At 41.4% G+C, this 12,388-nt stretch carries 13 protein-coding genes; 5 read left to right on the top strand and 8 right to left on the bottom strand.

Features of this window, described 5'->3' with window-relative positions:
• Positions 1 to 50 precede the first annotated feature (50 nt).
• The 5 genes from ACOQON_RS09630 to ACOQON_RS09610 all read right to left on the bottom strand — a co-directional run bounded on the left by ACOQON_RS09630 (position 51) and on the right by ACOQON_RS09610 (position 5,104).
• Positions 51 to 2,219, bottom strand: coding sequence for a S9 family peptidase (locus ACOQON_RS09630; protein ID WP_420575230.1), 2,169 nt, complete (start codon positions 2,217 to 2,219; stop codon positions 51 to 53).
• A gap of 122 nt (positions 2,220 to 2,341) precedes the next feature.
• The gene (locus tag ACOQON_RS09625) at positions 2,342 to 3,229 is read right to left on the bottom strand and encodes a 3-hydroxybutyryl-CoA dehydrogenase (protein WP_420575229.1); all 888 of its coding nucleotides are present in this window, start codon (positions 3,227 to 3,229) and stop codon (positions 2,342 to 2,344) included.
• Between the two features lie 94 nt (positions 3,230 to 3,323).
• Positions 3,324 to 4,388, bottom strand: coding sequence for a class II fructose-bisphosphate aldolase (gene fbaA / locus ACOQON_RS09620; RefSeq protein WP_420575228.1), 1,065 nt, complete (start codon positions 4,386 to 4,388; stop codon positions 3,324 to 3,326).
• Between the two features lie 78 nt (positions 4,389 to 4,466).
• The gene (locus ACOQON_RS09615) at positions 4,467 to 4,613 is read right to left on the bottom strand and encodes a hypothetical protein (RefSeq protein ID WP_420575227.1); all 147 of its coding nucleotides are present in this window, start codon (positions 4,611 to 4,613) and stop codon (positions 4,467 to 4,469) included.
• Positions 4,614 to 4,768: 155 nt separating this feature from the next.
• A complete protein-coding gene (locus tag ACOQON_RS09610) occupies positions 4,769 to 5,104 on the bottom strand; it encodes a DUF6249 domain-containing protein (RefSeq protein WP_420575226.1) in 336 nt (111 codons plus the stop codon).
• Between the two features lie 129 nt (positions 5,105 to 5,233).
• On the opposite strand from ACOQON_RS09610, the gene ACOQON_RS09605 reads away from it, so the two are divergent.
• Both ACOQON_RS09605 and ACOQON_RS09600 read left to right on the top strand, forming a co-directional pair.
• Positions 5,234 to 5,779 (top strand): RNA polymerase sigma factor, encoded by a 546-nt coding sequence (locus tag ACOQON_RS09605; RefSeq protein WP_420575225.1) that lies wholly within the window; start codon positions 5,234 to 5,236, stop codon positions 5,777 to 5,779.
• Complete coding sequence (locus ACOQON_RS09600; RefSeq protein WP_420575224.1) at positions 5,776 to 6,117, top strand: hypothetical protein; 342 nt, start codon at positions 5,776 to 5,778, stop codon at positions 6,115 to 6,117. The genes ACOQON_RS09605 and ACOQON_RS09600 overlap by 4 nt, the downstream gene beginning before the upstream one ends.
• Positions 6,118 to 6,119: 2 nt before the next feature.
• Here the strand turns inward: ACOQON_RS09600 and ACOQON_RS09595 are convergent, their stop codons facing one another.
• The 3 genes from ACOQON_RS09595 to ACOQON_RS09585 all read right to left on the bottom strand — a co-directional run bounded on the left by ACOQON_RS09595 (position 6,120) and on the right by ACOQON_RS09585 (position 7,099).
• Positions 6,120 to 6,512, bottom strand: coding sequence for a VOC family protein (locus tag ACOQON_RS09595; protein WP_420575223.1), 393 nt, complete (start codon positions 6,510 to 6,512; stop codon positions 6,120 to 6,122).
• An 83-nt stretch (positions 6,513 to 6,595) separates the two neighbouring features.
• On the bottom strand, positions 6,596 to 6,850 hold the full coding sequence (locus tag ACOQON_RS09590; protein WP_420575222.1) for a hypothetical protein: 255 nt from the start codon (positions 6,848 to 6,850) through the stop codon (positions 6,596 to 6,598).
• A gap of 6 nt (positions 6,851 to 6,856) precedes the next feature.
• On the bottom strand, positions 6,857 to 7,099 hold the full coding sequence (locus ACOQON_RS09585) for a hypothetical protein (protein WP_420575221.1): 243 nt from the start codon (positions 7,097 to 7,099) through the stop codon (positions 6,857 to 6,859).
• Positions 7,100 to 7,236: 137 nt separating this feature from the next.
• On the opposite strand from ACOQON_RS09585, the gene ACOQON_RS09580 reads away from it, so the two are divergent.
• The 3 genes from ACOQON_RS09580 (at position 7,237) to ACOQON_RS09570 (ending at position 12,343) form a co-directional block, all read left to right on the top strand.
• Complete coding sequence (locus tag ACOQON_RS09580) at positions 7,237 to 9,291, top strand: carboxy terminal-processing peptidase (protein ID WP_420575220.1); 2,055 nt, start codon at positions 7,237 to 7,239, stop codon at positions 9,289 to 9,291.
• A gap of 51 nt (positions 9,292 to 9,342) precedes the next feature.
• Positions 9,343 to 10,251, top strand: a complete 909-nt coding sequence (locus tag ACOQON_RS09575; protein ID WP_420575219.1) for a DUF4097 family beta strand repeat-containing protein — start codon at positions 9,343 to 9,345, stop codon at positions 10,249 to 10,251.
• 112 nt (positions 10,252 to 10,363) lie between these two features.
• The gene (locus tag ACOQON_RS09570) at positions 10,364 to 12,343 is read left to right on the top strand and encodes an OPT family oligopeptide transporter (RefSeq protein WP_420575218.1); all 1,980 of its coding nucleotides are present in this window, start codon (positions 10,364 to 10,366) and stop codon (positions 12,341 to 12,343) included.
• The last annotated feature ends 45 nt before the right edge of the window (positions 12,344 to 12,388 follow it).

Raw genomic sequence — 12,388 nt, 5'->3', positions numbered from 1 at the left:
GAATGCTTAAAGGGTTATCATTTGATAAGAAAAATTGAAACATTTTTTATTTATTCTTCGATTCCCTCAAGATCCAGTAAAAATGCGTACTGAAGGGCAGTAGTCTTGTATCGCTTAAATCGACCTGAAGCACCGCCATGTCCGGCTTCCATATCTGTGTCCAGGATGAGCGTGTTGTCATCCGTTTTCATATCTCTCAGTTTGGCTACCCATTTGGCAGGTTCCCAATATTGTACCTGAGAATCGAATAATCCGGTAGTTACCAGCATATTTGGATAATCCTGGGCAGCTACATTATCATATGGCGAGTAGGACATCATATATTCATATGACTCAAGCTCCTTGGGATTGCCCCATTCATCAAACTCATTGGTTGTCAACGGGATGCTTTCGTCCCACATGGTAGAAACAACGTCTACGAAAGGCACTGCAGCGAGGATGCCCTTGTAAAGTTCAGGCGCCATGTTTACAACTGCTCCCATTAGCAAACCACCGGCACTTCCTCCTTGTGCATATAGGTGTTCTTTTGACGTATATTTTTCTTCAATCAGGAACTTGGAACAGTCAATGAAATCATTGAAAGTATTGATCTTTTTAAACATTTTACCATCTTCATACCATTGCCGTCCCATCATCTGCCCCCCTCGGATATGTGCAATTGCGAAAGCAAATCCTCTGTCAAGAAGACTCAATCGAACGGAGCTAAAGCTGGCATCAATGGTTGCACCGTAGGATCCGTATCCATATTGAAGTAAGGGACCATTCCCATCTTTCTCAAATCCCTTTTTATAGACAATTGAGATTGGCACTTTTTCTCCATCACGAACAGTTGCCCATACTCGTTCAGTTACATAATCGTCCGGATTATGTCCACCTACCACTTCCTGACGCTTCATTAATGTTTTCTCCTTTGTTTCCATATTGTAATCATACGTGGAGTTTGGAGTAGTCAAGGATGTATAACCAAAGCGAAGTGTTTTGGTGTCAAATTCAGCATTGGTTGAGATGTAGGCATTATAAGCTGGCTCACCGAAATCAAGGTAATGTTCGTCTCCTGACTCCTGATTGATGATTCTTAGGTTGGTCAACCCATTCTCACGCTCATCGACTACCATATACTCATTGAACAGCTCAATCCCTTCTAACAAGACATTGTCCCGATGAGGTATTACCTCTTTCCAGTTCGATTCATCTGTATTGTTTACAGAGGTTTCCATGAGTTTGAAGTTGGTAGCGTCGCGATTGGTGACGATATACCACTTGTCTTTAAAATGAGAAATACCATATTCATGTGCATTTTCATCTCGTGGGATAAACTGTTGGAAGTCACCTCTTGGATTAGTTGCGTCCAGTACATGGTAATCGCTTACCAGCGTGCTGCTATTCCATATGATCACATAATCATCAGACTTGGATTTGTACACACCGATGTAGAAAGAAGGATCTTTTTCATGGTAAACCATCACATCCATTTCCGGTTGCGTACCCAATTCATGTCGGTAGATTTTTTCTGAAAGGAGTGACACTTTGTTTTTAGCAGTGTAAAAGAAGGTCTTGTTATCATTGGCCCATGCACCGCTTCCGGTAGTGTTTTCAATCTGGTCATCCAGGTATTCCCCTGTTTCCAGGTTCTTAAAACGAATGGTGTAGATTCTTCTGCTGAGTGTATCTTCAGCAAAAGCAAGAATTTTATTATCAGGACTTACATTTAATCCACCGGCGGAATAGTAGCCATATCCTTCAGCCATTTCATTTACGTTGAGAAGGACTTCCTCTTCAGCATCCAGGCTTCCTTTTTTCCTGCAGTAGATCGGATACTCGCCTCCTTCTTCATATCGGGTATAGTACCAGTATCCGTTTGACTGATAAGGAACAGATTCATCCGTCTGCTTTATCCTCCCAACAATTTCATCATAAAGTTTTTGCTGAAGGTCTTCGGTATGAGACATGACCTGCTGAGTGTAGTCATTTTCAGCATTCAGGTATGCGAGAACCTCCTTTGTATGGTTGTCTGGCTCTTGCGCACGTTTTTGCTCATCAGTCAACCGCATCCAGAAATAAGGATCAATCCTGGTCTGACCATGTTCCTTTAATACAGTATCAGCCTTTGCTGCAACGGGTGCATCCGGTCTCATCTTTTTATCTTCAGTTTTTTGATTGCTACATGCCAGAAGGAGCGTAAGTCCTGCAAGCATAGTCAGTGATTGGAGTTGTTTCATTTGAGTGCATTTTTAGGTTGGTAAGTTCCCAAATCACTCAAAAAAAACCTAATTGATTTTTATGACTGGTAAATAAAAAAGACAGGCACATCACCTGTCTTATTCAATGAAGTCTTAAATAATTATTTGAACATTTCGCTTACGACCAAATCTTTCGATCCTGGTGTGTACTTATAAAAGCCTTCTCCGGTTTTAGCCCCAAGGTATCCGGCTGTCACCATATTCACCAATAGGGGGCAAGGTGCATATTTTGGATTACCAAAACCTTCATAAAGTACATTCATAATGGACAGGCAAACATCCAGTCCAATAAAGTCAGCAAGTTGAAGTGGACCCATCGGGTGAGCCATGCCTAGCTTCATTACCGTATCAATTTCTTCTACTCCAGCAACTCCCTCGTGAAGCGTAATAATTGCTTCATTGATCATTGGCATCAAAATTCTGTTTGCTACGAATCCCGGGTAGTCATTTACTTCAACAGGAACCTTTTTCAGGTCCTTGCTCATCTCCATAATGGTGCTGGTTGTTTCATCAGAGGTAGCATAACCACGGATGACCTCAATAAGCTTCATCACCGGTACCGGGTTCATGAAGTGCATCCCTATGACTTTGTCTGGTCGTTTCGTTGCAGCTGCGATTTTGGTAATGGAAATGGATGAGGTGTTGGTTGCCAGTATCGTTTTATCGGGGGTATTGGCATCCATCGTTTCGAAAATCTTCTTCTTAATGTCGAAGTTTTCAGTTGCGGCCTCCACAACCAGATCAGCATTTTTAACTCCTTCTTCCGTGGAGGTAAAAGTGGTGATATTTTTCAGTGCAGCATCTTTATCAGCTGCTGAAATTTTTTCTTTCTGAACCATTCGATCCAGATTTTTAGTAATGGTAGCTATCGCTTTTTCGAGTGCTGCTTCGTTGATGTCAATCAAAGCAACATTAAATCCATTTTGAGCAAAAACGTGCGCGATCCCATTCCCCATGGTACCGCTTCCTATTACTGATATATTTTTCATTTTGATTTTTTAGATTCTATTTAAAAAACAGGGCTATCCTGAACTTGTTTCAGAATAAAAAAGCCCTGTGCATCGTTCAGGGCGCTTTCATCGTTTAGCTGTTTTTTCCTACACAGTTCAAATCTTCAAAAGCTACTTTTAATCGCTCCACAAAAGACTTTTCTGCTTCTCTGATCCAGACTCTTGGGTCGTACTTTTTCTTATTGGGTTTATCATCACCTTCAGGATTTCCAATTTGTCCTTGCAGGTAGCCTTCATTTGCCTGGTAGTATCCCCGTACACCATCCCAATAAGCCCACTGAAGATCTGTGTCAATGTTCATTTTAATGGCGCCATATGTGATTGCCTCACGAATCTCTTCTCGGGAAGAACCTGATCCACCATGAAATACAAAATTTACAGGATTGTGACCTGCGCTATGCTTTTCTTCGATGTGATCCTGAGAGTTCTTCAGGATAATGGGAGTCAGCTTCACATTACCGGGTTTGTAAACACCGTGCACATTACCGAAAGCTGCTGCTATGGTGAAATTATCACTTACTTCTTTCAATTTTTCGTAGGCATATGCCACTTCTTCCGGCTGTGTGTACAGCATAGAGTTATCAATGCCTGTGTTATCTACTCCATCTTCCTCTCCACCGGTAACACCTAGTTCGATTTCCAAAGTCATACCCATTTTAGTCATGCGCTTAAAGTATTCAACACATGTTTCAATATTCTCCTCAATAGGCTCCTCTGATAAATCAAGCATGTGTGAAGAGTAAAGTGGTTTGCCGGTCTGCTCAAAATGTTTTTCTCCAGCATCAAGCAATCCATCAATCCATGGAAGGAGTTTTCGGGCTGCATGGTCTGTGTGGAGGATTACGGTAACTCCATATGCCTCTGCCAATTGATGAACGTGGTGAGCGCCCGCGATACCTCCAGCTATTGCTGCAGCCTGATCATCATTAGAAAGCCCCTTGCCAGCCATAAATGCAGCTCCACCATTGGAGAATTGGATCATGACAGGAGAGTTGATCTCTCTTGCTGTTTCCAAAACAGCATTCACCGTGCTTGAGCTAGTTACATTTACTGCGGGCAGAGCAAAGTTGTTTTTGTTAGCGTAATTAAGAAGGTCTGTCACCTCCTGTCCGGTTAGAACACCAGGTCTGAATTTCATTGTGTAAGGATTTGAGAGTTATAAACAGAATTTTGTTCCGCAAATATAACTTCTCCCTTATGGAATGAAAACGATGAGTCAAGCTTCGTGATAAGCCTGCTGGACAGATTCTGTATCTATCTTGGGGTCAGAATCGATAAGCTGTGATTCTCTATCCCACTTATAGCTTGCTAAAGCGAATAGGATGACCAGGTAAAGAAGTTTGATTAGGATTTTCCACTTCATAGACCTTTTGGACACACCTTGTAACCTAAAGGTTTAAAAGGGTTGTAAAAAATGACGGTTTGTAGACGAAAGGTTTGAATTCTTAGACGAATAGAAATGGCGCAACACTTTGAGATTGAGTTTGTTGACCTTTGAGTTGCGCCATAGTCCTTTTATCATTTGTCGTCCATTTCCTTTTTCATCATTGCATAGTAAATCAGGAAGCCTACTGCGATGCTAACTGCTTCTATCCCGTAAGGCATTGCATCATCTCCATCAAGGCCCATAGCGTCAATTATGATGAGTCCAAGTCCACCAAACAATACGATAAGCCCCCATTTCAAGGCATTGTGTTTGTTATCCTTTTTAGTGAATAGATTGGCTGTTTCAGCGTTTACCATGTCTTTGTCAATTAGTTTCCTTTTCAATGAATAGTTGGTCAGTGTGGATACAAAAAGTATCACCGATCCGAAAACGGATATGATTGCTATGATTGGTACTAAATCGTTCATGATTGTTTAATTTTTATGTTGAACATCTTTTCCGGTTGGACAGCACAGGGTTATGGAAATGTTGCAGCGTATAAAAATATTTTTTTTCAGTGCAACATTGGAAGCTTTAAAACTGACATATAGGTATCCATGCTAGAAAAAGAACTCGTACGTCAGGTATTGAGCGGGAGCGATTCTGCTATACGGTTACTCATAAGCAAATATGAGCGACTGGTAGTACATATGGTAGCCAGAGCTGTATCAAATGATATGGACAGGGAAGAATTGTGCCAGGATGTATTTGTAAAAGTGATTGATAAGCTCAATACTTTCCATTTTGACTCGAAGCTCTCTACCTGGATTGCAACCATTGCGTATCGCATGGCCGTGAATTTTGCGAAGAAGAAAAAAATGGATCAGGTTGGTTTGGATGAAGTGGAATTTAGAATAGGAGATGAATCAAAAACGACAGAAGAGATTGATATGAAGCGGTTTATATTGAAATTAGTGGATCAATTGCCCGTCAATTATAAAACTGTCTTAACGTTGTTTTATCTGGATGGATTTAGTTACCCTGAGATCGTGGAGGTGACTGGAATGCCGGAGGGAACAGTAAAAAATTACATTCATAGAGCAAGACAGAAGTTAAAAAAAATTGTAGAAGAGCAAGCAAGAAAGGAGGTAGCATTGCTATGACAAAACGAATAGAAGATTTGATTGATGAGGCACTGAAGACAGAGCCCTCATTTCAACTAAGAAAAGATTTTAAAGACCGGGTGGTACACGCCATTCGGAAAAAAGAAAAAGCGAGCCAACGTAGACTTTACCTATGGATGGCACTGGGAACCATTGTAATATTTGGTTTTGGATATGGAACCATAGCCTATTTTATGCCCGCCGTGCTGGAAAATTTTGGTGGAACGATGAATTCATTGGAGAATTTGGTACCACTTGGAGTGCTAGCCGGGGTGATTGTTTTTATCATTCAATACCTGGATAAGAAACTGGTCAAGGATCGCATGCTTCATATTTGATACTAAAGAAATGGCTGATCGATAGGTTCCCAAAGTTCGATCTTTCGACCTTCCGGGTCCATGATCCAGCCAAATTTTCCGTACTCAAACTCTTCTATTTCACCGATTACCTCTACACCTTCTTTCTTTAGGGTTTCAAGTAACTCCACCAGGTTTTCAACCCGATAATTGAACATGTATTCCTTCTCGCTCGGGCCAAAATATTTCGTATCGGAACTGAACGGACTCCAGGCTGTTGTGCATTCCTTTTCCTTATCGTCGTAATCCCGCCACTTGAATAAACCCCCATATTGATCGGATTCGATCCCCAGATGGTCATTGTACCATTTTTTCATTTTTTCAGGATCTTCGGTTTTAAAGAAAATTCCTCCGATTCCGGTCACTCGCTTTTTCATTTTTATTAATGTTTTGAGTCAAATAAAGCGAGAAAATAGACTTGTGAAAAACGAAAAGAAAAAATCACCTGAAAGGGTGAGAGTTATTTACCCTCTTGACATTCAAGGTATTGTTCCATTGCTCTTTCAGCCTCGGCTTGAGCCATAGTTGCCTCAGCAGCTCTCATTGCAGCCAATTCTGCCTGCATATCTGCTCTTTCTTTTTCAGCCTCTGCTTCTTGCTGAGCTGCTTCAGCTGCCATCATGGCTTTCTCTGCTTCATCTGCTTTGATAAACGCATATGCAAAAAAGAAAAGGGTTGTCAATGTTAGAATGATGATTAGGATGTTCTTTTTCATGATAGGTTATTTTGACTGACATTCTGCTAACATTCTTTCAGCCTCAGCTTGAGCCATTCTGGCTTCAGCTGCTGCATTCAGCGCTTGTTGTTTAAGTTCCTCAGCTAGCTCTTCGAGTCTAATTACCTGGCTTCTCTGATTTTGTGCCTCAATAGCAGCTTTCTCTGCTTCATCAGCTTTGATAAACGCATATGCAAAAAAGAAAAGGGTCGTCAGTGCTAAAATGATGATTAGGATGTTTTTTTTCATTTGGCAATGATTAGGTTAAATTTTATTAAAAATACTGGTTTTGGCGCACTCTTTGAACCACTCACAAAAAAACTGCTATTTTTAAAATCAATCTTTTCAATATTGCGTTGAAAGAATACGTCTAAAAATTTAAGTACATGAATAAGTTGTTGTTGATAGCCGGGTTTGCACTTCTTACCTCGTTTGGTGTTTCTACAGAATATAGTGAAGACATTCAGTTCTTCGTTGCGGGTGATACCCTGAAAACATTGGAACCTAAGGAAGAGCACCCAAGTGAAGCTTATGTAATTACCAACCTTTTGAAGCGCATCCACTACAGAAAGCTGGCTTTAAATGATTCCATTTCATCTGTAATTTTTGATAATTACCTGGAATCGCTTGATCCGAACAAGGCTACTTTCTATGCCTCAGATATTGAGGGATTTGAATCTTACCGATACAAACTGGATGATCAGATTCCTGAAGGCGATCTTCAGTTTGCATACGATGTATTTGATATTTACCGAAAGCGCTCACTCAGCCAGATCGATTATGTTTTTGAGCTTCTGAAGACAGAGTTTGATTTCTCTAAGGAGGAGCATTATGTCTTTGACCGTGAAGATGCCAACTGGCCTGAAAATCAGGAGGAGCGTAATGAGATTTGGCGAAAGATTATTAAAAATCAGGCACTTAGCTACAAGTTAACAGGACGTGAATGGAGTGATATTTCTGAAAGCCTGACTAAAAGATATCAGCGAATTCAAAAAGCCATCTATCAATACAACAGTGAGGATGTATTTCAGAGTTACATGAATGCATACACCAATGCTTATGACCCACATACGGATTACTTCTCACCGCCTGACGCTGAAAACTTTCAGATAGACATGAGTCTTTCCCTGGAGGGTATAGGTGCTCGATTAATGCAAAACCTGGATTATACGCAGGTCGCGGAGATCATCCCCGGTGGACCAGCTTATAAGAGCAAGCAACTGCATAAAGATGATAAAATAATCGGGGTTGCTCAGGGGGATGATGGTGAGTTTGTGGATGTTATTGGCTGGAGACTGGATGATGTAGTAGCTCGAATTCGAGGAGAAAAGGGATCTGTTGTGCGATTACAGATATTGAAGGCCAGTGAAGGAATCAACGCATTGCCTGACACATTGCGCCTGGTTCGAGAAAAAATCAATCTGGAGCAGCAGGCGGCTAAGGCGGAAATGATTCCGATCACTGAAGGTAACACCACATATAATCTTGGTGTGATTACTGTTCCCAGCTTTTATCTCAACTTCGAGGAGTTGCGTGCCGGAAAAGAAGATTATAGAAGCACCACCAGAGATGTAAAGAAACTGATTACAGATTTGGAAAGTCAGGGCATGGATGGATTACTCATTGACCTTCGGTTTAATGGCGGTGGTTCCCTACAGGAGGCAATTGAGATGAGTGGTCTATTTATCCCGGATGGTCCGGTTGTGCAGGTGAGAAATTATGATCAATCCGTGGATAAAATGGATGATGAAGATGGGGGTGAAGTGTTCTATGATGGTCCACTGGCCGTGTTGGTAAATAGAGGAAGTGCTTCAGCTTCTGAAATATTTTCCGGTGCGATTCAGGATTACCGCAGAGGGGTGATCATAGGTGAGAGCACCTTCGGAAAAGGCACGGTTCAGAATGTGATCGACCTAAGCAGATACATCAGAAATCCTGAGTTGAATTTAGGGCAGGTAAAAATGACACTTGCTAAGTTTTACCGCGTGACAGGCAGCAGTAACCAACGTGTTGGTATTGCTCCTGATGTGCATTTTCCTTCTATCTATTCCCAGGAAGATTTTGGAGAGGCAAGTCGTGAAAATGCATTGCCGTGGGACGAAATAGCAAGTGCGAAATTCAATCCAACGAATTCGATTTCTGAAGAATTGCTCGATCACCTAAATGCACTTTACAGAGAAGACTTAAATACAGATCCGGATCTTCAAAAACTCGTCAGGGACATTGAAAAAGCAAAGGAAAATCGCAATCGAAAATCTGTATCGTTGAATCTGGAAACCAGGAAAGCAAATTCAAACAATGATGAAGATGACCTGGCTACTGCTGTTGACAATTCAGATATTGTTGAGAAAGATGAGATAGATGAAAAGCTTAAGAAGGATCCTTATTTGAAGGAGGGGCTAAAGTTATTGGCAGCCATGAAAAAATATAAAATAGGCTAGGCAACCATTTTTGAATTTCTTCATCTTTACAATGAAACCAATCTTTAAGTCATGAAGAAATTATTAATAATAGGTCTTGTCGCGCTTTCTTTTTCGTCGTATTCCCAAAATGTTTTAGCTAAAGCTGAATTGGAGGCGGAAAATGTAGATGAAGTTCGGTTAGAAGGCTCTTTTGTAGATGTCTATGTCAACACCGGGGAGCGCGTTTATTTCAAAGGTAAAATCACGGGTAGTGGGGATGAAGGAGATTATCGGTTCGAGACCGATATTGTTGGTAAGACACTTGTTATTCGTGTCGATCGGAAATCAAACAGAAATTGGCGCAATTATCGAATTTCAGAATCACGAATTGATCTGACCATTACTGATGGAGTTAAATTAGATATTGACAATTCATCAGGCGATGTAAATGTTGCCAACCTTCGTGCCTCTTCTTCTAATATTGAAGCCACCAGTGGCGACATCACCCTTCGCAGCATAGTGGCCAACCTCAATGTAGAGACCTCAAGCGGAGATATTGACATTGACGGACTTACTGGTGATTCGGAGATTGAATCTACTAGTGGTGATCAGGAGATTTACAACTCAAGAGGGAATATTGAAACAAGAGCCAGCTCGGGGGACATTACGATTTCTGGTTTCAATGGGAAAATTGAAATTCAGGCCACTTCAGGAGACGTAGATGTTAGAAAAGGAGTAGGTGCCCTGAAGATTCGCACGTCTTCAGGAGAAATTGATGGATACGGTATCGAAGTAAATGATAACTGCTATTTTGATGCAACCTCCGGAAATATTGAAATGGATTTTGTGAATGATCTGGACGATCTAAGCTTCGATCTGACCGCCACCTCTGGAGATTTAGAGGTTGGCAATCGTTCCGGTGAGAAGAGATTGGTGATTGATAGAGGAGGAATTAAAATAACAGGGACCACCTCAAGTGGTGATCAGGAATACGAGTAAAAAAAACAACTGTTTTCGGTAAGGGTGGCCTATGGTCACCCTTTTTTGTTTAATAGCAATCTATTGGACATTTTTGCTGGTGATCAAATTTTAACCTAACCTAAAACCCCGTATGGAAAAACCATATATTGATTCAAATACGAGCTTACCTGAAATCACCGTAAAGGCGGTGGTTCTTGGAGCCATTCTATCCATCGTTTTATCGGCGGCTAATGCCTATTTCGGATTGTTTGCAGGTCTCACTGTTTCTGCATCTATCCCTGCTGCAGTGATATCAATGGCGTTATTAAAAGTCTTCAAAAATTCAAATATCCTAGAAAATAACCTTGTCCAAACGGCGGCTTCAGCCGGAGAGTCATTAGCAGCTGGTGTAATCTTCACTATACCTGCACTTGTCATTATGGGCTACTGGGAGGAATTCAACTATTTCGAAACAATGGCCATCGCACTATGTGGTGGTGTACTTGGGGTCTTGTTTACGATTCCTTTAAGGAAAGCTTTGATTGTAGAAGAGAATCTTAAATTTCCGGAGGGTGTAGCTACGGCGGAAGTACTAAAGACCGGTGAAGAAGGTGGAAAAGCTGTTAAATACCTTATCTGGGGATCAGTCATTGGAGGTCTATTTAAACTAGCAGATTCATTGCTGAACTTGTGGAGTGGATTATTTGAAAGGGCAGCCTTATTTGGACAAAAATTTTACGGATACTTCAGTTTGAATCTTTCGCCGGCACTGGTGGCTGTTGGATATATCGTTGGACTTAACATTGCCTTCCTTGTCTTCTTTGGTGGGGTGATTACGTGGTGGATTGGAATGCCGATATATATTGGTTCGGAAGGGTTTGACGCTGTTGCTGCAGAGTTAGTCGCCCTAGGAAAGTTCGGCAGTGTTAGCGATGTAAATGCTGATAATATAGGTAACGCACTTTGGAGTGCTAAAATGCGATACTTAGGGGTTGGAGCAATGGTGGTTGGAGGCCTTTGGGCTCTGTTGAGCTTGGCAGGATCGTTAGGAACTGCCTTTAAAGCTGGAATTTCTGCTTTCAAAAAAGGCGGTACTTCCATGAAGGATCAAATCAGAACTGAAATGGACACTCCAATGTCCTGGGTGATTATTGCTATTGGTGTCTTAGTTGTACCAATATTCCTGATTTATCAATCAGCAATTGGAGCTATCACTGTATCTACGACGATGACACTAATCATGATAGTGGCAGGGTTCCTCTTTGCCGCAGTAGCCGGTTATATGGCTGGATTAGTAGGTAGTTCAAACAATCCAATTTCAGGGGTGACAATCGCAACTATTTTGTTTGCATCAATTTTACTTCTCACATTGATGGGGACAGGAAATGAAATGGCTGGAGCAGCAGGAGCAATCCTCATTGGGGCTGTTGTTTGTTGTGCTGCGGCAATTGCAGGAGACAACATGCAAGATTTAAAAGCCGGACATATCCTGGGAGCGACACCTTACAAACAACAAATTATGCAAATTGTAGGTGTGGTCGCTGGAGCACTAGCAATTCCAATTGTTCTAAACATTCTTTTGATTGGTAATGGTATCGGGGCACCAACGCCGGAACAACCTGAATCTCTGGCTGCACCACAAGCAACCTTGATGATGAGTGTGGCACAAGGAATCTTCGGTGGAGGGTTGCCATGGAATATCATTTATATAGGTGCTGCGATAGCAGTAGCTATCATCGCGTTTGATCAATACCTTAAAAGAAAGGGATCTGATTTTAGAATGCCTGTTCTGGCTGTAGCTGTTGGATTGTATCTTCCTTTTGAGCTTGACTCATCCATTTTTGTTGGGGGAGTACTTGCTTACCTTTTGACGAAAGCAACCAAATCCAATAAGAACATTGAAAGAGGAAACAATGCGGGATTGTTGCTTGCATCAGGACTTATCACAGGTGAGGCCTTGATGGGAATTTTAATAGCTGGATTGACTGTTGGTGTAATGAAGTCAGGAGGAGATCCAAATGCAATGCGAATTTTTGAGAACGCCTCCAGCTGGCCTGGTCTGATCATTTTTGGATTGATTATATATTTTATCTATAAGGTGGTCATTAAAGTATCTAAAGAGGAAGAATAGACTGTTCGAAAGCGAACGAGAATAGTGTACACCTGGCTTCACTTA

This window comes from Ekhidna sp., from assembly GCF_965221965.1.
In the GTDB taxonomy this organism is placed as follows: Bacteria; Bacteroidota; Bacteroidia; order Cytophagales; family Cyclobacteriaceae; genus Ekhidna.
The sequence above is the reverse complement of the archived record's forward strand: the minus strand, read 5'-3'. Positions and strand labels throughout refer to the sequence as shown.